This is a genomic window from Noviherbaspirillum sp. Root189 (assembly GCF_001428545.1).
In the GTDB taxonomy this organism is placed as follows: domain Bacteria; phylum Pseudomonadota; class Gammaproteobacteria; order Burkholderiales; family Burkholderiaceae_D; genus Noviherbaspirillum.
This window is the reverse complement of sequence record NZ_LMHZ01000009.1, coordinates 1-20,296: the sequence shown is the minus strand read 5'-3', so window position 1 is coordinate 20,296 and position 20,296 is coordinate 1. Positions and strand designations below refer to the sequence as shown.

19 protein-coding genes are annotated in these 20,296 nt (G+C 56.9%); 9 read left to right on the top strand and 10 right to left on the bottom strand.

Annotated features, from left to right (window positions below; genetic code table 11):
* Positions 1–5: 5 nt before the first annotated feature.
* Both ASE07_RS06455 and araD read right to left on the bottom strand, forming a co-directional pair.
* On the bottom strand, positions 6–878 hold the full coding sequence (locus ASE07_RS06455; RefSeq protein WP_057289992.1) for an SMP-30/gluconolactonase/LRE family protein: 873 nt from the start codon (positions 876–878) through the stop codon (positions 6–8).
* Positions 879–1,010: 132 nt separating this feature from the next.
* The gene (gene araD / locus ASE07_RS06450; protein ID WP_057289991.1) at positions 1,011–2,732 is read right to left on the bottom strand and encodes an L-arabinonate dehydratase; all 1,722 of its coding nucleotides are present in this window, start codon (positions 2,730–2,732) and stop codon (positions 1,011–1,013) included.
* 346 nt (positions 2,733–3,078) lie between these two features.
* On the opposite strand from araD, the gene ASE07_RS06445 reads away from it, so the two are divergent.
* The 3 genes from ASE07_RS06445 to ASE07_RS06435 all read left to right on the top strand — a co-directional run bounded on the left by ASE07_RS06445 (position 3,079) and on the right by ASE07_RS06435 (position 6,330).
* On the top strand, positions 3,079–3,993 hold the full coding sequence (locus tag ASE07_RS06445; RefSeq protein WP_057289990.1) for a 2-dehydro-3-deoxygalactonokinase: 915 nt from the start codon (positions 3,079–3,081) through the stop codon (positions 3,991–3,993).
* 11 nt (positions 3,994–4,004) lie between these two features.
* On the top strand, positions 4,005–4,640 hold the full coding sequence (locus tag ASE07_RS06440) for a 2-dehydro-3-deoxy-6-phosphogalactonate aldolase (protein WP_057289989.1): 636 nt from the start codon (positions 4,005–4,007) through the stop codon (positions 4,638–4,640).
* Between the two features lie 88 nt (positions 4,641–4,728).
* Positions 4,729–6,330, top strand: coding sequence for an ABC-F family ATPase (locus ASE07_RS06435; protein WP_082583984.1), 1,602 nt, complete (start codon positions 4,729–4,731; stop codon positions 6,328–6,330).
* A 174-nt stretch (positions 6,331–6,504) separates the two neighbouring features.
* On the opposite strand, the gene ASE07_RS06430 is transcribed toward ASE07_RS06435, so the two are convergent.
* On the bottom strand, positions 6,505–7,092 hold the full coding sequence (locus tag ASE07_RS06430) for a hypothetical protein (RefSeq protein ID WP_057289987.1): 588 nt from the start codon (positions 7,090–7,092) through the stop codon (positions 6,505–6,507).
* Between the two features lie 405 nt (positions 7,093–7,497).
* Between ASE07_RS06430 and nadA the strand changes: the two genes are divergently transcribed.
* Both nadA and nadC read left to right on the top strand, forming a co-directional pair.
* On the top strand, positions 7,498–8,637 hold the full coding sequence (gene nadA, locus ASE07_RS06425; protein ID WP_200960893.1) for a quinolinate synthase NadA: 1,140 nt from the start codon (positions 7,498–7,500) through the stop codon (positions 8,635–8,637).
* On the top strand, positions 8,634–9,500 hold the full coding sequence (nadC, locus tag ASE07_RS06420) for a carboxylating nicotinate-nucleotide diphosphorylase (RefSeq protein ID WP_057289986.1): 867 nt from the start codon (positions 8,634–8,636) through the stop codon (positions 9,498–9,500). The genes nadA and nadC overlap by 4 nt, the downstream gene beginning before the upstream one ends.
* 97 nt (positions 9,501–9,597) lie before the next feature.
* Here nadC and ASE07_RS06415 read toward each other — a convergent pair whose 3' ends face one another.
* The 6 genes from ASE07_RS06415 to ASE07_RS06390 form a co-directional block, all read right to left on the bottom strand.
* A complete protein-coding gene (locus ASE07_RS06415; RefSeq protein ID WP_235548366.1) occupies positions 9,598–10,041 on the bottom strand; it encodes a cupredoxin domain-containing protein in 444 nt (147 codons plus the stop codon).
* A gap of 36 nt (positions 10,042–10,077) precedes the next feature.
* Positions 10,078–10,599 (bottom strand): DUF4142 domain-containing protein, encoded by a 522-nt coding sequence (locus tag ASE07_RS06410; protein WP_057289985.1) that lies wholly within the window; start codon positions 10,597–10,599, stop codon positions 10,078–10,080.
* A 37-nt stretch (positions 10,600–10,636) separates the two neighbouring features.
* On the bottom strand, positions 10,637–11,317 hold the full coding sequence (locus tag ASE07_RS06405; protein WP_057290076.1) for an RNA polymerase sigma factor: 681 nt from the start codon (positions 11,315–11,317) through the stop codon (positions 10,637–10,639).
* A 258-nt stretch (positions 11,318–11,575) separates the two neighbouring features.
* A complete protein-coding gene (locus tag ASE07_RS06400) occupies positions 11,576–11,953 on the bottom strand; it encodes a DUF4148 domain-containing protein (protein ID WP_057289984.1) in 378 nt (125 codons plus the stop codon).
* Between the two features lie 362 nt (positions 11,954–12,315).
* Entirely contained in the window at positions 12,316–12,708 is a 393-nt protein-coding gene (locus ASE07_RS06395; protein WP_057289983.1) for a hypothetical protein, read from the bottom strand.
* A gap of 72 nt (positions 12,709–12,780) precedes the next feature.
* Positions 12,781–13,782 (bottom strand): GlxA family transcriptional regulator, encoded by a 1,002-nt coding sequence (locus ASE07_RS06390; RefSeq protein ID WP_057289982.1) that lies wholly within the window; start codon positions 13,780–13,782, stop codon positions 12,781–12,783.
* A 95-nt stretch (positions 13,783–13,877) separates the two neighbouring features.
* On the opposite strand from ASE07_RS06390, the gene ASE07_RS06385 reads away from it, so the two are divergent.
* From ASE07_RS06385 to map, 3 genes are all read left to right on the top strand, one after another.
* Positions 13,878–14,324 (top strand): MAPEG family protein, encoded by a 447-nt coding sequence (locus tag ASE07_RS06385; RefSeq protein ID WP_057289981.1) that lies wholly within the window; start codon positions 13,878–13,880, stop codon positions 14,322–14,324.
* Positions 14,325–14,496: 172 nt separating this feature from the next.
* On the top strand, positions 14,497–14,727 hold the full coding sequence (locus ASE07_RS06380; protein ID WP_057289980.1) for a ParD-like family protein: 231 nt from the start codon (positions 14,497–14,499) through the stop codon (positions 14,725–14,727).
* Entirely contained in the window at positions 14,727–15,551 is an 825-nt protein-coding gene (map, locus tag ASE07_RS06375; protein WP_057289979.1) for a type I methionyl aminopeptidase, read from the top strand. The genes ASE07_RS06380 and map overlap by 1 nt, the downstream gene beginning before the upstream one ends.
* Before the next feature lie 17 nt (positions 15,552–15,568).
* On the opposite strand, the gene nadB is transcribed toward map, so the two are convergent.
* On the bottom strand, positions 15,569–17,170 hold the full coding sequence (gene nadB / locus ASE07_RS06370; RefSeq protein ID WP_057290075.1) for an L-aspartate oxidase: 1,602 nt from the start codon (positions 17,168–17,170) through the stop codon (positions 15,569–15,571).
* Between the two features lie 154 nt (positions 17,171–17,324).
* On the opposite strand from nadB, the gene ASE07_RS06365 reads away from it, so the two are divergent.
* A complete protein-coding gene (locus tag ASE07_RS06365) occupies positions 17,325–19,784 on the top strand; it encodes a penicillin acylase family protein (protein WP_057289978.1) in 2,460 nt (819 codons plus the stop codon).
* Positions 19,785–20,296: the final 512 nt, after the last annotated feature.

Genomic DNA, 20,296 nt, shown 5'->3' with positions numbered 1-20,296 from the left:
GAGGATCATCCACGGAACTGGTTGGCAGGAACCCCGGCAATATCGAGGTCGAGCGCAAATAGACCTCCTGCCAGTGGCTCGCGTTCCAGTTGCTGTGGCGACAGTCCATCCGCAGCGGTTGTGATAAACAGGGTGGTGAGCGTCGGACCGCCGAAAGCGCAGCTGGTTATCTGGCTGCACGGCAGCATGATGGTGCGCGTGACCTTGCCATCCGGCGCATGCCGCGTCACCTTGCTCGCGCCCCAGTGCGCGATCCACAATCCTCCTTCGGCGTCGGTCGCCATGCCGTCGGGTGATCCTTCTTCCGGGCTGAACTGCATGAACAGTCGCTTGTTGGACAGTTCACCCCGTTCGAGGTCGAAGTCAAATGCAAACACCCGGCCATTGACACTGTCATTGTGGTACATCGTCCTGTAGTCCGCGGACCACGCCGGGCCATTGGTCACGATGTAATCCGAATCCATGCGCGTGCAGCGCAGATCGGGGTCGAGGCGATACAGCGAACCGGTCGGGTTCTTGCCGGCGAAATCCATGGTGCCCGCCCAGAAGCGGCCCATGCGGTCGCATTTACCATCATTGAAGCGGTTTTCGGGCATCCCGGTTTCGGCCTGCGCCAGAGGCATCATTTCGTCGGTCGCGGGATTGAAGTAAGCAAAGCCGTGACGGCGTGTCGTCACCAGGCCGGGCACTTCAGCGCGTTCGGCGATCGCAGAAACTTCTTCGTCAAACTGCCATGTTCGTTGTCCTTCGCTGATTGAATAGCGATGCAGCCGATGGCCAAGAATGTCGACCCAATACAAGGCGTTTTCGCGGACTGACCAGAGCGGTCCCTCACCCAATGCCGCGTGGGCATTCCAAACGCATTCGGGAGTATTCATGGTGCGCCCTTTCTCAATGCGGGTTTAATCCGGATTCAAGACAGATTTCATCCGGATGTATGCAAGATCGATGAAAACCGTTTCGCGTCCAATGCGGTCAATTCAATGCGATCAAATTAGAGATAATGCAATCTAATGAGATTCACGCGGTATTCCCGCACCGCTGCTGCCCGCGAGGAAGTCGAGGTCGGCACCCAGGTGGGCTTGCTCGACATGCTCGACATACAGCTTGGCATAGCCGCGCGTCGGCATTGCAGGCGGTACCCATTCCGCTTTGCGGCGTGCCAGTTCCTCATTGCTGACTTCCAAATGCAGGCTCCGTTCATGGACATCCAGCTGGATCATGTCGCCATTGCGTACCAGGGCAAGCGGGCCGCCGACAGCGGCTTCCGGCGAAGTATGCAGAACCACCGTGCCGTAGGCGGTTCCACTCATGCGCGCATCCGAGATACGTACCATGTCGCTGATACCCTTTTGGAGGACCTTGCTCGGCAGCGGCATGTTGCCGACTTCCGCCATCCCGGGGTAACCACGCGGACCGCAATTCTTCAGCACCATTACACAGGTTTCATCGATGTCGAGAGCCGGGTCGTCCAGACGATCGCGCAAGTCTTCGATCGACTCGAACACGACGGCACGGCCACGATGCTTGAGCAAGTTGGCCGAGGCGGCGGATGGCTTGATGACCGCGCCATTTGGCGCCAGGTTGCCTTTGAGCACCGCGATGCCCGCATTATTCATCAACGGGTTGTCGAGCGGCTTGATCACGTCGCGGTTATAGCAGGGCGCATCCTCGATGTTTTCGCCGATAGTCCTGCCATTGACGGTCAATGCGTCGCGATGTAATACATGCTGAATCTCGCGCATGACGGCAGGGACGCCACCGGCGTAGTAGAAGTCTTCCATCAGGTAGTGCCCCGATGGCTGCAGGTTGACCAGGCAAGGCATTTCACTACCTATCCGGTCCCAGTCTTCCAGTGTGAGTTCGATGCCGATACGGCGTGCGATTGCCAGCAGGTGAATCACCGCATTGGTCGAGCCGCCGATCGCCGCGTTGACGCGAATGGCGTTCTCGAACGCTTCACGTGTCATGATCTTATCCATGGTCATGTCTTCTTCGACCATCTTCACGATGCGCCGGCCGCTGAGCTGGGCAAGCCGGTTGCGCCGTGTGTCCGGTGCGGGGATCGCAGCATTGCCGGGCAGGGACATGCCGAGTGCTTCAACCATGCTGGCCATTGTCGACGCGGTACCCATGGTCATGCAGGTGCCGGACGAGCGGTTCATGCAGCCTTCGGCTTCGGTAAATTCTTCCTGCGTCATTTGGCCGCCCCGTACCATTTCCGACATCATCCACACGCCTGTGCCGGAACCGATGTCCTTGCCGCGGAACTTGCCATTCAACATGGGCCCGCCCGAGACGCCGATGGTCGGCAGCCCACAGCTAGCTGCGCCCATCATCAGCGCTGGCGTTGTCTTGTCGCAACCCATCAAGAGAACAACGCCATCAATAGGATTGCCGCGTATCGATTCCTCAACATCCATGCTCGCAAGATTGCGGAACAGCATCGCGGTCGGACGTAGCTGGGTTTCTCCAAGTGACATTACCGGGAACTCCAGCGGGAATCCGCCTGCCTCAAGTACACCGCGTTTGACGAACTCGGCGAGTTCGCGGAAGTGACTGTTGCAGGGTGTTAATTCGGACCATGTATTGCAGATGCCGATGATGGGCCGGCCGTCGAATTCATCCGGCGGGTGGCCTGCCTTCTGGGTCCAGCTCCGGTGCACGAAGCCATCGCGATCCTGCTTTTCAAACCAGGCACGGCTGCGACGTTTAGGCTTTTCGGTGGTCATAAGTTTCTCGTGGGGATAGTGAACTGCGAGGAGAGGGTTTCGACTTAGCATCAATATTGAGTAGTCATCGTTTCGAAAGTTCAGGAGAAATCATGACGGTGCAGGAAGCATACATGTGGGGTAGATGGTCAGTTCCCTGACCAATAAGGACAAACTGCGAACCCGCCTGAACAATATGCTTCAGTCATCGTGTGATGATCGAATGTGTTTAGCGGTTGGAAGCGTGCTGTCGACGACTATGCTGTTTACACGGCCGCACAATGCATGACAAACCGGTGCTGGCGACTGTGCAGGATCGCTGCAACGAATCCAGACAATCCTGAAAGAAAAGAGAGGCAGGTTACCCATGACCGAATCCATATCGTCACTGAACGCGACACGGCTGGGCATAGACTGGGGCACGAGCAACAGGCGTGCCTATGTGCTCAATGCTCGCGGAGAACTCATTCATCAGCACAGCGATGACGCGGGCATCCTGCATGTTGAGAGGGATTTCGAAGGATCGCTGCGCAAGTTGTTACAGACACTGGGCCTGCAGTCTGCCGACATCGTGATGTCCGGCATGATAGGCAGCCGCAACGGTTGGCGCGAGGCACCGTACCTGTCCGTAGACCAGCCGTTGACCGCGCTGCACGACAACCTGATGGAGATCGATACCAGCATTCCTGGTGTCCGCTGCCGCGTCACTCCAGGATATAAATACATCGATGTCAACGGCATTCCCGACGTGATGCGTGGCGAAGAAACGCAGGTCCTCGGAACGCTGTCGCTAAGCGCCGTGGACGGCTGGTTTCTGCTGCCGGGGACGCATAGCAAGTGGGTACGCGTTGAAGACGGCGGCATGACCGAATTCCTGACCTTCATGACAGGCGAACTGTTTTCGCTGATGTCACAGCATGGGACCCTGTCCAAGGTGATGACCGAACAACAGTCGATTCCAGAGGCGTTCGCGGCCGGCGTACGGGCGGCGCGGCATGGTTCATTTACGCACACCGCCTTCTGCTGTCGGGCCCTGGTCGTGACCGACATGATGCCCGCCGACCATACGGCGTCGTACTTGTCCGGCCTGCTGATCGGTACGGAGATTCATGACATCCTGCAGCGAACCCATGGACCGATGCGCTCGCCGGTCCAGGTTGTCGGCAGCCCGGGCTTGTCTGCCCGTTATCTCAGCGCGCTGGAACTGCTGGGTATCCATGCACGCGCATGGCAGCCCGATGGCGTCTATCTCGCCGCCCTTCGCGCCCTGTTCAAACTTTAAAGGTAATTATTATGGCTGCAGATACATTTTATCCCTCACCTTGTCCATTGGTTGCGATCCTGCGCGGCCTCACGCCGGAGGAAGCGCCGATGGTCGGGCGCGTGTTGTTTGGCGCCGGCTTTCGCATGCTGGAGGTCCCCCTGAACCGTCCGCGCGCGATCGAAGCCATGCGCATCCTGATCGACATGGCGCCGGACGATGCGCTGGTCGGTGCCGGCACGGTGCTCACCAAGGCGGATGTCGATGCCGTCAAGGAAGCGGGCGGCACACTGATTGTGTCTCCCCATTGCGCCGAAGACGTGATATCGCACGCGGCAGGCAAGGGGATGATTCCGCTGCCCGGTGTGGCCACCCCAACCGAAGGCTATCGCGCGCTCAATGCCGGCGCGCAGGGACTCAAACTTTTTCCGGCCGAGATGATTCCGCCGCCAGCGGTAAAAGCCATCCGTTCCATCATGCCTCCTGATACCGTCCTGATGCCGGTCGGTGGAATTCATACGCAGAATATGGCTGCTTATATTGCCGCAGGAGCAACAGGTTTTGGCATCGGTGGCCAGTTATACCAGCCGCGCGTGGAGGAAGCGACGCTAAAGCGTTCGGCCGAAGCCTTCATGGCTGCCCGGGAGAAGTTGCTGCAGGGCGCCTGAACCCTGTTTTCGGCGGAAAGCCGGATTGTACGGGGCACGAATGGTAAAATGGCCGGTTTCGTACTAATTTCGTAAAAAGGCTTTTCTAGTGCTCTCCACCGCAAACATTACGATGCAGTTCGGCCCCAAGCCGCTGTTTGAAAATATCTCGGTCAAATTTGGCGAAGGCAACCGCTATGGCCTGATCGGCGCCAACGGCTGTGGCAAGTCGACCTTCATGAAGATTCTGGGCGGCGACCTGGAGCCCAGCGCCGGCAATGTCATGCTCGACGCCAACGAACGCCTCGGCAAATTGCGCCAGGACCAGTTCGCGTTCGAAGAAATGCGTGTACTGGACGTCGTCATGATGGGTCACACTGAAATGTGGGACGCGATGACCGAGCGCGATGCCATTTATGCCAACCCGGACGCGACCGATGACGACTACATGAAGGCCGCGGACCTCGAGGCCAGGTTCGCCGAGTACGATGGCTATACCGCTGAAGCGCGCGCAGGTGAATTGTTGCTGGGCGTGGGCGTGCCAATCGAACAACATCAGGGGCCGATGAGCAATGTGGCGCCTGGCTGGAAGCTGCGCGTGCTGCTGGCACAGGCGCTGTTCTCCAACCCGGACATCCTGCTGCTCGATGAGCCGACCAACAACCTCGACATCAACACGATCCGTTGGCTGGAAGATGTGCTTAACGAGCGCAATTCCACCATGATCATCATTTCCCACGATCGCCACTTCCTGAACCAGGTCTGCACACACATGGCAGACATGGATTACGGCACGCTCAAGATTTATCCCGGCAATTACGATGACTATATGCTGGCGTCGTCGCAGGCTCGTGCGCAGCAGATGGCTGTCAATGCCAAAGCCAAGGAACGGGTGGCCGAACTGCAGGAATTCGTGCGCCGCTTCTCGGCCAACAAGTCCAAGGCCCGTCAGGCGACATCGCGCGCCAAGCAGATCGAAAAGATCAAGGTCGAAGACATCAAACCATCAAGCCGCCAGAATCCGTTTGTCCGCTTTGAAGGCGAGAAGAAACTCCACCGTCTTGCGGTGGAAGTGCAGCACTTGTCAAAAACCTATGACCGGCCGATTTTCAAGAACCTTGACCTGATGGTTGAGGCAGGCGAGAAAATTGCGATCATCGGTGCCAACGGCGCCGGTAAGACCACGGTGCTGCGCTCGATTGGCGGGACCGATATCTGTGGACTGGCGCCGGACGGCGGTGTCGCCAAGTGGGCGGAAAATGCCAACGTCGGTTACATGCCGCAGGACCCGACCGAGGAATTCGCGGTCGACAAGAACCTGACCGACTGGATGGGTCAGTGGACGCAGGAAGGCGATGACGATCAGGCGGTACGCTCGATTCTCGGACGACTGCTGTTCGGTGGCGACGACGTCAAGAAATCGGTCAAGGTGCTGTCGGGCGGCGAAAAGGGTCGCATGATGTACGGCAAACTCATGCTGGGCCGTCACAACGTGCTGCTGATGGACGAGCCGACCAACCACATGGATATGGAATCCATCGAGTCACTCAACATTGCGCTCGACAAATATGCGGGCACGCTGATTTTCGTCTCGCACGATCGTGAATTCGTGTCTTCGCTGGCAAACCGCATTCTTGAAGTGAAGGATGGTGAAGTCATCGACTTCCAGGGCAACTACGAAGATTATCTGAAGAGCCAGGGTATCGAATAAGCAGCTGGTAGAGAGCAGGTGACAGGCAGGCAAGGTGTCGCGTATATGATCGCCTTGCCTTGGCCTTGCCTTTGCCGGCATCGCATCGATTGCATAGTTGAGCGCTGGGTCGCCGAACGATAGGATGATTGCAGCTTTGTCACCGTGTCGCGCTGCGAGTGGGATATCCCACGCTCAGCCGGCGAGACCCATGATCGTGGTCATCGGTGGTGGTGTTTCATTGAGATACAGAAGCTGGTCAAGTCGGTCACGCAAGCTGCGCGCCATCTCTGGTCCCTGCGCCCTCAACACCGCCTCCAGGTAAGGCTGGCGCAACTGGCGGAATTCATCGATCGATGACGATTTTTCCACTTTCAGTTGTAAGCCATAACCACGCAGTCCTATCGTGCTCTTGATAGTCTCGGTGTAGAAGCGGTAGATCGCTTCGAATTGCGATTGTCCTTCGGGAAGCACGGCAGGTACGACCGGATTTGCTGCGGCAGTAGCAGTCGGGGACGCTGGTGTTACTGGCTCGGCGGCCACCGGAATGCCGCCGGCCGTCGTGACAATGGTTTCTGCCTTTGCATGAATAAAACCCTGCTCATGCAGTTCATTGAGATTCTGTTCAGTCAGGCCTATTCCTGACACCTTTTGCAGCAAATCCTCGGCTGTGTGTTTGCCGTCGATCATCACAAGCAGGCTGCGAAGCCGCGGAGCCAGATGATGCTTGCGCGTCGCTATTTCCTCACGCCCTTTGTCGGTCTTGTCGAACACTGTGCTCATAGTTGTGCGTCCCTTGCGCAGCGCTTCGTTGCTACCGCGCGTCCCCAAATGTTCTGTCGCATCCTGGATGGATGTAACGATCGCCCCTCTTGTTCTTTGTGTCCTGTAGGCAATGACGTACACGCCTACTTATAACGAAGCCAAGAAGAATGGACATTGATATTTGTCAGAACTAGTATGCTATTGAATCCCTCCCTCGTAAATTGTCATTTACGGCAAAGTAAGCCACATGTTGTTTCCATGAGTCAACTTTTTCATGAGGGTCGCCCCTTTAAGTATTATTACTATTGAAATATTTCGCCCTGCACCCAATTGTCGTGGATCAGGCATACTCCCGTTTCTGTTGATTGCCCCGTCTTCATCAATAATCGCTTATTCCTGATTTCTCCTCCTCATTCCGAGATCATGCAGACCTTACCTATTAAAACCATTGAATTCGAGCGTCCACAAATGGATGCCGGCACCAGTTGCACCGCCAATGCGTGGGCGCGCGTACCGGCTGCCCCATCGGCGGCGGAAAAGTCGGTGCTGAAAGACCGTATCCGGCAACTGCTGAAAGAAAAGCAGGCGGTATTGGTCGCGCATTATTACGTCGATGCGGATTTGCAGGATCTGGCCGAGGAAACAGGTGGCTGCGTTTCGGATTCGCTTGAAATGGCACGCTTCGGTCGTGATCACGCCGCCAAAACACTGGTGGTGGCCGGCGTCAAGTTCATGGGCGAGACCGCCAAGATCCTCAGCCCTGAAAAAACCATCCTGATGCCCGACCTCGACGCGACCTGTTCGCTCGACCTCGGCTGTCCGGCCGATGAGTTCGCTGCTTTCTGCGATGCGCATCCGGACCGTACCGTGGTGGTCTATGCCAATACCAGCGCGGCGGTCAAGGCGCGTGCCGACTGGATGGTGACTTCTTCCATCGGCCTGCAAATCGTCGAGCACCTGCATGCGCAAGGCAAAAAGATTCTTTGGGCGCCCGACAAGCATCTTGGCGGCTATATCCAGAAAAAGACCGGCGCCGACATGTTGCTGTGGCAGGGATCCTGCCTGGTCCATGACGAATTTAAAGGCATCGAGCTGGAACTGCTGAAGAAGGAGCATCCCGGTGCCAAGGTGCTGGTTCATCCGGAATCGCCGGAGGCCGTGGTGGCACAGGCCGATGTCGTCGGCTCGACATCACAACTGATCGCTGCGGCGCAATCGCTCGACGCGCGTGAATTCATCGTGGCAACCGACAATGGCATCCTGCACAAGATGCGCATGGCGGCGCCAGGAAAAATCTTCATTGACGCACCGACCGCCGGTAACAGTGCGACCTGCAAGAGTTGTGCGCACTGCCCATGGATGGCGATGAACGGCCTGCAGAATCTGGTCGATGTACTGGAGTCCGGTCGCAACGAGATTCACGTCGATCCGGAAGTCGGTCGAAAGGCCTACGTCTGCATCGATCGCATGCTGTCGTTTGCAGCGGCGCAAAAAGCCAAGGTACGTCCAGGCAGCGACCTGGCGAAAGAACAAAAACTGTTTTCTGGAATCGGACCGGCATGAGCACACTCAACAATCCTTTCGCCCCCTTCGACCCGGCATTGCGGGCCGCCTTCGAATCCAGCATACAGTGGGCACTCGCCGAAGATGTCGGTAGCGGTGACCTGACCGGCAAACTCGTACCTGAGAATGAGTGGGTGAAAGCACGCGTTGTGGTTCGGGAAGACGCTGTGCTGTGCGGCGCCCCCTGGTTTGAAGGCGTGATGAAACAGCTCGATTCACGCATTCGCATCGAGTGGCACTACGCCGAGGGTGAACGCATGAAGGCCGATTCGGCAGTATGCGCCATCGATGGCCCGGCACGTGCTTTGTTAACGGCCGAGCGCACGGCCTTGAACTTCCTCCAGTTGCTGTCAGGTGTGGCAAGCGCCACCCGCGAGTATGCCGATGTCGTACAGGGCACGCGTGCTTCGGTTCTGGATACGCGCAAGACACTGCCTGGACTGAGGCTGGCGCAAAAATATGCCGTGCGGGTGGGGGGTGGCAAGAATCAGCGCCTCGCGCTCTACGATGGGATTCTCATCAAGGAAAACCACATCGCGGCGGCGGGCGGTATCACGCCCGCGATAAAGGCCGCGCAGGACCTCCATGCGGGCGTGTCGATTCAGGTCGAGGTGGAAAGCCTGGCCGAACTGGAAGAAGCGCTTGCAGCAGGCGCGGTATCCATTCTGCTGGATAATTTCTCGCTCGATATGATGCGTGACGCGGTTGCCGTTACGGCCGGCAGAGCGGTGCTGGAAGCTTCGGGAGGCATCAACATGACGACGGTTCGCGCAATCGCAGAAACCGGCGTCGATCGCATTTCCATCGGCAGCCTGACCAAGGATATTAAAGCGACCGACTATTCATTGCGTGTTATCGGATAATGGGCGGCGAGGTGGCAGCATGGATTTTGTATGTGCTGGCACCGAGTCCCTGAACGGGTTGACCTTGCTAGTGAAGACGTTTCGTACGCTATACCGATTATTTGACTACCAGGGTCCCTTTCATGGTCTCGTGGAGCGTGCATAGATAAGGAAATGTCCCCGGCTTTTTGGCAACAAATTTCCATGTCCGGTCGGCGGGAATGGTTTTGGAGTCGAACCCATTTTTTTCCGAAGTGGCCGTATGGGGGAAGGGGTCCCGGTTTTTCCATATCACCGTGTCGCCGACCTTCACTTCAAGATGCGAGGGCGAAAACTGCATCGCTTCAATCACGACGGTATATACCACGCCATCTGGCGCAGCTGCGGCTTGAGCACCCGAACTGAGTAGTACAACCCCTAGCAGCCACGCCGCGAACCTGGTGGGCTGCGAGGCCAGGCGGCTTTCCGGTCTTGAGTACATTGCAGAGCCTGATACCAATCCCAACCTCGTCAATAGCCCGCTATTGACTCCTCCTGCGCCTTGCCAGTCAAAAAAATCCATCGATCTCATTTGTCACGTTACAGCTTGGGATTGGTATTACTTCATCGAGGCCTGGATTTGCTTTGCATGCTCAAGATGCGCCACAAACGCGGGACGAACCTTGACCAGCGTGTCCTTAAGCTCAGCATTCTTCGCGTTTGGCACCAAGGTTTTATCCAGCGCGTCGATCACTGACTGATGGTAGGTAACTTCGTTGTCGACGTAGGCTTTATCAAACTCCTTACCCTTTAATCCTTTGAGTTTGGCAAGGTTTGCGTCGCCAGCTTCCTTCAGGCTTTTGCTGATGTCGCTGTCTTCAGGCGTCACCTTCAACTTTTTAACCAGTGCGGTCGCTTGCTTGTTGACGCCGGTGTGGTCGGTCACCATTTGTTTTGCAAAGGCTTTTACTTCCTTGTTTTTTGATGTTTTTTCCGCGAGCTTCCCGGCGTCGATGTCAACGGTATTTGCCGCGACGACGATTCCTGCAATCTGGGCGTCATTGGGCGCAGACTGGGCGAATGCAGTTGCGCTGATGGCAAACACTGCGCCGGTGATCAGAGTAGAGGTGAGCTTGCTCATGGTGATTCTCCTTCGTTATGGTGAGTTATAAGTGGCTTCAGTTTTTGCTTTTGCCCTGGATGTCGAGTTGTCTTAGAACGCCATCGACAATTCGATCGCAGCGTTCGCCTGCAAAGCCAAACGCTCCCTCAAGAGCAAAATCGATTTCGCGAGACAGGGATTCTCGCAACAGGCCCTTCGCCCGGAAGTGACGGGTCCGGACTGTTGCTTCCGGGATGGCGAGTGCAATACTCACTTCTTCGACTGTCATCTCTTCCAGTTCCCGCAGCACGAACACCGTACGAAAGCTTTCAGGAAGCTCATCTATTTTTTTTTCCAGCAAGCGTCGCGTGTCAGCCCGTACCATCGACTCCTCTGGCTGTTCCGTCTGGTGGTCTTCAATGGCCATCTGACTTCCTTGGTTTTCCGGTGCAATGTCACCGTCAAGATGGATGATTTCTGCTCTGCGCGACGTCTTTCGACGCCGGGCAATCGCCTCATTGACCACGATACGTGTCAGCCAGGTCGACAGCTTTGCCTCGCCTCGGAACTTGTCCATGGACCGGTAGGCCTGTATGTAGGCGTCCTGCAACACATCTTCCGCCTCAGCATCGTCTCTCAATACACTCCGTGCGGCACGGAACAATGCCCGGTTGTGGCGTCGCATCAACAGCACGAAAGCGTCCTGTCGACCAGAAATGATTTCCTGGGCCAGCGCGGCGTCGCTGAGATGTGTCATATCGTCTTTTACGGATAAGGGCAGCATATTGGGGTCACATTCTTGTCGGGCTTATACATTAGATGAATGGAATTCTGGCTGCGTTCCGGGGTTTTAGCTTTATTGCATCGCACACCATGCGCCCAAACAGCTCGAGCCGATCTCCGAGCGGTGCAGAATATGACTGTGAATAGAATTGTGGATGCAAAAAACACAAAAAGCCGCTTTAAAGCGGCTTTTTGTCGTTACGGTCTTACTTCAGCGTATTTGCGATAAGGCTTAGTTCAAGTTCGGTGCTTTGCCTGTGTTGGCAAGGCGTGTGTTCGCATTCCGGTTTTGCAGGGCAGGGTATTGACCTTCAAACTCCTGTTGAGCCAGTGCATACGAACCATCTTCCTGGGCTTGCCTGAGTTCAGCCATCACTTGGGCACGTGTTTTGGTCGAAACGAATTTGGTATCGGGAGCGGCGAACTCTTGGCCGCCGACGATATAGTTCCCGTTTGCCTGGCTGTCTTTCAGCTCAGCCATGACTTCAGCACGTGTGCGGGTCGACTGGAACTGGCTGTGGTCGACATAAGGATAAGTTGCATCAGCAGCGAAAGAAGTACCGGCAGCGGCAAACACGGCAAGAGCAGCGATCAGTTTTTTGGCATTCATTTTAATTCTCCAGATTTAGCGATTAAAGACTCAGTCTCGGCGGTTCAGGCAAAACGTCTGCCGTCGGGGCCTGCCTCGGTGAGTCGCACTTGATTCCTTGTGTGCTCATCGATGAAGCAGAGTTTAGTCTTTGCTGGAATTGAGATAAATCGCGATTGCAGCAATTGGTTATTGCGGAAACTGGAATAAAATGGACTGATACCAACCCCCACCCGTAACGTAACGAATGAGATCGATGGATTTTTTGACCGGCAAGGCGCAGGAGGAGTCAATAGCCTTGCTATTGACGACGAGTGCAACGCAGGCAGGCGGGAAAAGACCCGAGACCCGATGTCACGGTGCGTGATGGGTGGGGATTGGTATTAGGCGCCACCGCGTTGCGAATGCTCACTGGCGGAACGTCGAAACAGCCAGGCCGAACCGACAAACAACGCAATGAAGAATCCATTTAGCATCAGGATTTCTGCTGGCCCGCTCCACGGCAAACCCAATCCCGCAAACAGCGCTATGGCAGTGACTAAGGCTTGAGCAAGCGCCATCGCGAGCAACGCGTGTGACATTCCGTGAGGGTGAAGGCGCGCGATGAGAGTGCCGACGATTCCGACAGCGAGCACCCCGAAATACATCAGGTTGGCAGGGTCGCCATCTTTTCCGATGATGCCGACGCCAAGACTCAGCCAGATGAGGATGACCGCTGCTACAAGCGCAACGCCGATGGCGGCCCGATACGCGGAACTATTTACAGGTGTTTGCACGAGTACTTCTCCAAGGTGATGTTGATCTCCAGCTTGCGCCTGGCCGGCGATGGCTGAATCTTCATCCTGGCCTCAATGTCGCAAACCAAAGCGTACGCGGTATTCCCGTGGTGTTAGCTGTGTCCAGCGCTTGAAAGTTTTGCTGAATGTGGCAACGTCCGCATAGCCGCATTGATCAGTAATTTCCGCGAGAGATAGCCGGGTTGATTCAAGCAAACCTTTGGCCCGCTCCACGCGTAACTGTTGCGAATATTGGATCGGGCTCATTCCGGTGGCGTCCTGAAAACGCCGCAGCAGTGTTCTGGAACTGGTATTGCAATATGTGGACAGCTCCGCAATCGTCCATGTCTGGTCCAGTCGTTTATTGAGCCAGCGACGTGCACGTTCAATGATGGCATGACCCGCATCCTGAATCATGGCCGAAGCAACGTAGGGTGCCTGGCTTGCGCGATTTCCATCCATGAGCAGAATCTTGGCCGTCATTTGTCGCAGTTCGGCTCCGCCAAAATGGCCGACCAGCCAGAGCGCCAGGTCAAGCGAGGAGGTAACGCCGCCTGATGTCACAAACTGTCCGTCTTGCACGATCAGTTCCTCCGCATCGAGTGTGACAAGAGGGAATTGCTGTCGAAAGTAGGCCGCGAGCCACCAGCTTGTCGTCGCGCGCCGCCCATCCAGCAACCCTGCATGTGCAAGCAAGCATGCGCTTGAGCAGCTGGCAACCAGTAACTGCCCGGATGGGGTGAACGCCTGAACGGCGTCGGATTCAGCCTTGAGCTGCTTGAGCAGCGGCACAAGGTCGTGCAGGGTGCCATGGTCTATTCCAGGAAGCATGAGTGCGTCGGGCTTTGCGGTTGCCAATGCCTCGGTCTGGAACGTCAATCCATCAATGGCCACCATGTTGTCCTCACGTGCGCTTAGCCATCGGCCACGGAAATGCACGCGCTGTGACGCCGGGCGATATAACGCCAGCGTATTGGCAATCCGGAACACATCAAGCGGAACGACAGCGCTGCTGCGCAGGCATCCAGGATAGACCAGCACGCCAATTTCGACAATTTTGGGCGAAGAAGTCATTTGGCGGATTAAACCATGTATTTGTCGATTCCGCCAATAGTGTGGCAACGATCATATCTGGATAATGCATCGCATGTTCACAACTTGAGGAATAAATGATGTCCGAATATCCCGCACTGCCGGCGTTCTCCCTCGCGCTGGTCGCACTGTTTCTGAAAACTACGATGACAAGCTTGCTGCAAGTAGCCGCTCGTTTCAGGACGCGCAGCTTTTCGGCGCCAGAAGATGCGAAATGGGCTGGCGTACCGTTAGCCTCTGTGGAGGCAAATCTTGTGCAGCGTTGTAATAGTGTCTGGCGAAATGACGTGGAAAACCTGCCGCTGTTTCTCGCGCTGGCGCTGAGCTACGTATTGCTCGGAGCAACGCTGGCGTCCGCAGGTACATTATTTGCGGTCTACGTCGCGCTGCGGTATTTGCATACCGCGGTCTATTTGCGCGGGCTGCAGCCGTGGCGCGCCATATTTTATTTAGGCGGGATCGCTGTCTGTTGTGCGATCGCCGTGCAGATCATCCGGATGCTGCTTGTGGTCAGACCCGTTTAACAAGGAATAGCTGGGTTGGCACCAAGGTTGGAGCAAGAGAGTGGCAAATGACAAAAAGAGAAGGGGATGCGGCAGACCGGCTTTCGACGTTTTCGGAAGCGGTCGTCGGGCAGTCGAATCGATCTGATGGTAGTATACGAAACGACTACAAATCATATATCTTATAAAAGAAATGGGAATCCTCAAAATCTCTGAGCAGATGCACGAAAACCTGCGTTCCACCAGTGCGGCGCTCAGCCGCTCGATCAATGCGCAAGCTGAACATTGGCTTCGGGTCGGCATGCTGGCCGAACTTAATCCCAACTTGTGCTATGGCGAGATCTGCCAGCTGCTGATCAGGGCGCATCAGTCTGGGGACATGATCCCGGCAGCCCTTCAACCGGCCGAGCCGGAGGCAGCATAATGATCAAAAACAAGGTTCCCATCCGTTCAAAAGCGGAGATCGAGATGGCGCAGCGCGCGGGTGCACTAGCGGCTGACGTGCTCAGGATGATCGCGGAGCACGTCAAACCCGGCGTTACCACAGACGAACTCGACAGGATTTGCCACGACTACATCGTCGATGAACTGAAGGCCATTCCCGCTAACGTGGGCTATCACGGCTTTCCCAAGACCGTCTGCACGTCGGTCAACCATGTTATCTGTCACGGAATCCCCTCCGACAAACGCCTGAAGGATGGCGACATCATCAACATCGACGTCGCCGTCATCAAGGACGGCTGGTTCGGCGATACCAGCCGCATGTACTTTGTCGGCGAGCCAGGTATCCTCGCCAAACGCCTTGTGCGCACGACCTACGAGGCAATGCGTGCGGGCATCCTTGCAGTCCGCCCTGGGGCGACGCTGGGGGATGTTGGCCACGCCATCCAGACCGTTGCGCAGCGCGAGGGATTCGGCGTCGTGCGCGAATATTGCGGTCACGGCGTAGGGACCGTCTATCACGACGAACCGCAGGTGCTGCACTATGGCCGGCCAGGTACCGGCCTGGTGCTTGAGCGCGGCATGATCTTCACGATCGAGCCAATGCTCAACGCGGGCAAGCCGGGGACGAAGCAATTGCCCGACGGCTGGACCGTCGTGACGAAGGACCGCTCCCTGTCCGCGCAGTGGGAGCATATGGTGGCGGTTACAGAAAACGGCTTCGAGATCCTGACTTCCTGGCCCGACGGCTACGGGGACTATCCGCCTATCACTGCCGAAGCGACGCTTCCCGCGATGGTGGGCTGAACCTGCCCCGTCGATGGCTATCGACGCTGAGGTGACAACACCGTTGGCAATGCCTTCGGCAAGGTCTCAGGATAATCCTGGCTGAAATGCAGCCCGCGGCTTTCGCGGCGTGACAGGGCGCTCTCCACAATCATTGAAGCCACGTCCACCAGATTGCGCAGTTCCAGCAAATCGCGCGTGATGCGGAAATGCGAGTAATACTCGTAGATCTCTTCACGCAGCAGGCGGATACGGTGTTGGGCTCGTTCCAGGCGCTTTGTGGTGCGGACGATACCGACGTAGTTCCACATGAAGCGGCGCAACTCGTCCCAGTTGTGAGCGATGACCACTTCTTCATCGGCATCGGTCACACGGCTTTCGTCCCACGCGGGCAGGGGTAATTCTCGTGGTTTTGCCGAAGACTCGATATGCTGGGCGGCCGCGCGGCCGAGCACCAGGCATTCAAGCAGCGAGTTGCTGGCCAGGCGATTAGCGCCATGCAAGCCCGTGTAGGCTGTCTCACCGACCGCATACAAGCCCGGCAGATCGGTGCGCCCACACATGTCGGTAACGATTCCGCCGCAGGTGTAGTGGGCCGCGGGTACCACTGGGATGGGTTGCCTGGTGATGTCGATGCCCAGTTCCAGGCAGCGCGCATAGATCGTCGGGAAATGCTCTTTCAGGAATTCCGGCGGTTGATGGCTGATGTCGAGGTCGACATGATCGAGGCCGCGCTTCTTGATTTCAAAGTCGATGGCGCGCGCCACGACATCGCGCGGCGCGAGTTCAGCGCGTTCGTCATGCGACTCCATGAAGCGTGTGCCCGCCGCTGCGCCGGCACCCTGCGGAAGCTTGAGCAAGCCGCCCTCGCCACGGACCGCCTCGCTGATCAGGAAGGACTTGGCATAGGGATGGTATAGGCAGGTTGGATGAAACTGGATGAATTCCATGTTGGCCACACGGCAGCCCGCGCGCCATGCCATCGCAATGCCGTCACCGGTCGCAGTATCCGGGTTCGTGGTGTACAGATACACTTTCCCGGCACCGCCGGTCGCAAGCACGGTCTGGTCGGCTGCAAGCGTAATGACCTTGCCGGAATTGACATCCTGTACATACAAACCTGCGCAATAGGGTGTGCCGCTCGTGCCTTCAATCTTGTCGGAACGGATGACATCGATGGCACAGTGGTTTTCCAGCACCGTGATGTTGGGATGCGCGCGTGCCTTTTGCTCCAGCGTAACCTGTACCGCGTGGCCTGTGGCATCGGCCGCATGAATGATGCGGCGCTGGCTGTGGCCGCCTTCACGCGTGAGGTGATACCCGAGTTCGGCGGTAGGGTCGCGGGTGAACGGCACGCCCTGTTCGATCAGCCATTCAATCGCAGTCCGGCTGTTTTCGACAATGTCACGTGTGGCTGCCTCATCGCACAGCCCGGCACCCGCGACCAGGGTATCGGCAATATGCTGTTCATGGCTGTCGCCGGAATCAAGCACGGCGGCAATACCGCCCTGAGCCCAGTTGCTGGCGCCATCGAGCAGGCTGCGTTTGGAAATAACCGCGACTTTGCGGGTTTTGGCGAGATGAAGGGCGACGGACAGGCCGGCAAGGCCGCTTCCGACGATGGCAACGTCAAATTTCATAAGTTGAGCCTGGGTGTGCTGCGTGATTTTGCAGCGGATTTTATTGCGTTTGCATGCGTTGCCCGACATCTTACCACCTGACAATGCAGAGGGTTTCGACACCAATTCCGCTGTGCTACCCTGTTCGCCTGTTTGCCGGACAAGATTAAACATCATGACAAAAATAATCAGGAAAGTCGCCGTTGGCAGTATCGTCTTACTGGCCGTATTGGCTGTAGTGTTGGTTGCCGCGGCGCTCTGGTACCGTAGCCAGAGTCTTCCAAGCGTTGATGGAAAAGTGACCCTCACCGGACTCACGGCTGAGGTCGACATTGTCCGCGACGCCGAAGGCATCCCGCATATTTATGCCAAGTCCGAGAACGATGCCTATTTTGCGCTTGGTTATGCCCATGCGCAGGACCGTTTGTGGCAGCTGGAAATGAATCGACGCATCGCCGCCGGTCGCATGGCGGAAATTCTGGGGCCGCACGCCGTTGATACCGACCGCTTTCTGCGTACCCTTGGTGTCCGGCTCAACGCGGAGCGCATCCTGGCCAGGCTTTCTCCCGATACGCGCGCCAGTCTGGAAGCTTATGCCCGTGGCGTCAATGCCTGGCTGGCTTCCCGTCAGGGACCCTTGCCGCCGGAATTCATCCTTACCGGCGCGCCGTCACCCGCACCATGGCAACCGGTGGACTCCATCGGCTGGCAAACGATGATGGCATGGGATCTCGGCGCAAACTGGACTCAGGAATTGTTGCGCATGCGTCTGTCCCAACGTATGTCGTTGGCACGCATCAATGAATTCCTGCCTCCGTATCCGGGTGACGCTGTCATGCAGACTCAGGACTACACCAAGCTGTATCAGGAGTTGACCGGCATTACCGGGCAACTGGTGCGCGTCGCAGCGATCGCTCCCCCGTCCTATCTCGAAGGCATGGGATCGAACAACTGGGTGGTCAGCGGAGCACTGTCGGAGACCGGCAAACCCTTGCTTGCCAACGATCCGCACCTGAGCCTGTCGGCACCCGCGCTCTGGTATTTCGCGCATTTGTCCGCACCCGGTTTCAACGTGATCGGCGCCACCCTGCCGGGTATTCCCAGCGTGGTGCTCGGCCGCAATGACAAGATCGCCTGGGGATTCACCAATACTGCGCCAGACGTCCAGGACCTGTACATTGAACGCGTCAGTCCCGATAACGGGCAACAGTACCAGACGCCGGAAGGCTGGATGGATTTCAAGGTCCGCACCGAGACAATCAAGGTCAAGGGAAAGCCCGATGTGACGATCGAGGTGAAGGAAACACGCCACGGCCCCGTGATCAGCGGTGCATTGCCCATCATCGACAAGACGTCACTGGATAGCGGAAAATACGTCGTCGCCTTTGCCTGGACCGCGCTGCGCGACGACGACCTGACCTTGCAGGCAGGGATGAAATTCAACCGTGCTCAAAACTGGGAGCAGTTCCTGGACGGCGCGAAAGACTTTTCGTCGCCGCAGCAAAGCATGGTGTATGCGGATATTGATGGCAATATCGGCTTCGTCGCGCCCGGCCGGATACCTATGCGCAAGCCGGAAAACGATTTGAAGGGACTGGCGCCTGCGCCGGGATGGGATGCGCGGTATGACTGGGCCGGATTCATTCCTTTTGATGCGTTGCCACGCCAGTTCAATCCACAGCAGCAACGTGTGATGACTGCCAACCATAAGATTGTCGGGCCCGACTATCCGCATTTCCTCACCAGCGAATGGACCTTGCCATACCGCGCGAACCGTATCGACATGTTGCTCGATGCGCGTCCAAAACATACGATCGATTCCTTCGCCGGGATACAAAAAGATGCGGTGTCCCTGGCCGCACAAGAAATCCTGCCCATCCTGCGCAAGGTAACTCCGCAATCCGACCATGCGCGGGATGCACTTGCAATGCTCGGCAAGTGGAACGGCGAGATGCAGACCGACCGCCCCGAACCCTTGATCTACAACGCCTGGATGCGGGAATTGTCGCGTTCGATATTTCAGGACGAGCTCGGTGAAGCGTTAATGAAAGATTATTGGGAGCAACGCAATGTGCACCAACCGACCATTGATGTGCTGACTAACAAAAATGGTTCAGCCCGCTGGTGCATCGACGTCAGCAAGGCCGCATCGGCGCCGGTGCCGGACTGCGCATCAGTACTATCAACGTCGCTCGATGCCGCGCTGGCGGACATGAGCAAGCGCTACGGCAACGACATTGCCGCATGGCGCTGGGGCGACGCACACTTTGCACGTTCCGAGCACCGCCCGTTTGGCAAGGTGGATATACTTGCGCGCTTCTTCGATATCCGCGTACCGTCAGCCGGCGATACCTTCACTGTCAATGTAGGCCGGCACAGCCTGCGAGACGACAAGGAGCCTTTCGTCAACCGCCACGCACCGAGTCTGCGGGCACTCTATGATTTTTCCAACCTGGAAAACTCGCGCTTCATGCATTCGACCGGGCAGTCCGGCAATCTGCTATCACCGCTTTACCGCAATTTCAGCCAGCGTTGGGCGGATACGGAATACGTGCCGATGAAGACGCGCCGGGAGGAAGTGGAAAAAGGCAAACTTGGCACGCTGACGCTAATGCCGGGCGGGGCCGCGCAATAGTCATCGTGCATCCCCAGGGCTTCGCAAGCTGATGCGGGAAGATCCCTGCGGATGCGCATGCTCCGCTCAGTATGGTGATCGACTTGAAATCAGGGCGGCAGAAGCGGTGTTGGACCGCATAGGGGTAAGGTCGCGAAGCCGCATGATTTCCTTTGACAGCACCTGTGTGTCAAAACGTGTGTGACACACCTGGCAGGTAGTATGCGGGTTTCCCGGAACCATGCCGACTCCACAGCATGTCGGTAAACTATTACGGTCGAATGTCAGTGCCATCTTTATTTCCCTATGCGTCTTGTCACGGCAGCCCGCGCGCATCAACGAATATACGCAATGAACATTAGGCGGAACTTAACGTGTCTTATATGGACTCCCTCCAAAGTACAAGAGACTGACCGACGGGAATGACATTAGGGAGAAGCCTGCAGTCGTATATCCGGCATCTAATGTGGACTCTGTCGTGGTGCACCGTGCCATTGACGAGCGGACTGGTGGCCAAGCTGTTTGGCGTCCGG

Excerpts from the sequence above, each read along its gene's own strand:
- ASE07_RS06455 (WP_057289992.1), bottom strand. The coding sequence starts at position 878 with ATGAATACTCCCGAATGCGTTTGGAATGCCCACGCGGCATTGGGTGAG.
- araD (WP_057289991.1), bottom strand. The coding sequence starts at position 2,732 with ATGACCACCGAAAAGCCTAAACGTCGCAGCCGTGCCTGGTTTGAAAAG.
- ASE07_RS06445 (WP_057289990.1), top strand. The coding sequence starts at position 3,079 with ATGACCGAATCCATATCGTCACTGAACGCGACACGGCTGGGCATAGAC.
- ASE07_RS06440 (WP_057289989.1), top strand. The coding sequence starts at position 4,005 with ATGGCTGCAGATACATTTTATCCCTCACCTTGTCCATTGGTTGCGATC.
- ASE07_RS06430 (WP_057289987.1), bottom strand. The coding sequence starts at position 7,092 with ATGAGCACAGTGTTCGACAAGACCGACAAAGGGCGTGAGGAAATAGCG.
- nadA (WP_200960893.1), top strand. The coding sequence starts at position 7,498 with ATGCAGACCTTACCTATTAAAACCATTGAATTCGAGCGTCCACAAATG.
- nadC (WP_057289986.1), top strand. The coding sequence starts at position 8,634 with ATGAGCACACTCAACAATCCTTTCGCCCCCTTCGACCCGGCATTGCGG.
- ASE07_RS06415 (WP_235548366.1), bottom strand. The coding sequence starts at position 10,041 with ATGGATTTTTTTGACTGGCAAGGCGCAGGAGGAGTCAATAGCGGGCTA.
- ASE07_RS06410 (WP_057289985.1), bottom strand. The coding sequence starts at position 10,599 with ATGAGCAAGCTCACCTCTACTCTGATCACCGGCGCAGTGTTTGCCATC.
- ASE07_RS06405 (WP_057290076.1), bottom strand. The coding sequence starts at position 11,317 with ATGACACATCTCAGCGACGCCGCGCTGGCCCAGGAAATCATTTCTGGT.
- ASE07_RS06400 (WP_057289984.1), bottom strand. The coding sequence starts at position 11,953 with ATGAATGCCAAAAAACTGATCGCTGCTCTTGCCGTGTTTGCCGCTGCC.
- ASE07_RS06390 (WP_057289982.1), bottom strand. The coding sequence starts at position 13,782 with ATGACTTCTTCGCCCAAAATTGTCGAAATTGGCGTGCTGGTCTATCCT.
- ASE07_RS06385 (WP_057289981.1), top strand. The coding sequence starts at position 13,878 with ATGATGTCCGAATATCCCGCACTGCCGGCGTTCTCCCTCGCGCTGGTC.
- ASE07_RS06380 (WP_057289980.1), top strand. The coding sequence starts at position 14,497 with ATGGGAATCCTCAAAATCTCTGAGCAGATGCACGAAAACCTGCGTTCC.
- map (WP_057289979.1), top strand. The coding sequence starts at position 14,727 with ATGATCAAAAACAAGGTTCCCATCCGTTCAAAAGCGGAGATCGAGATG.
- nadB (WP_057290075.1), bottom strand. The coding sequence starts at position 17,170 with ATGAAATTTGACGTTGCCATCGTCGGAAGCGGCCTTGCCGGCCTGTCC.
- ASE07_RS06365 (WP_057289978.1), top strand. The coding sequence starts at position 17,325 with ATGACAAAAATAATCAGGAAAGTCGCCGTTGGCAGTATCGTCTTACTG.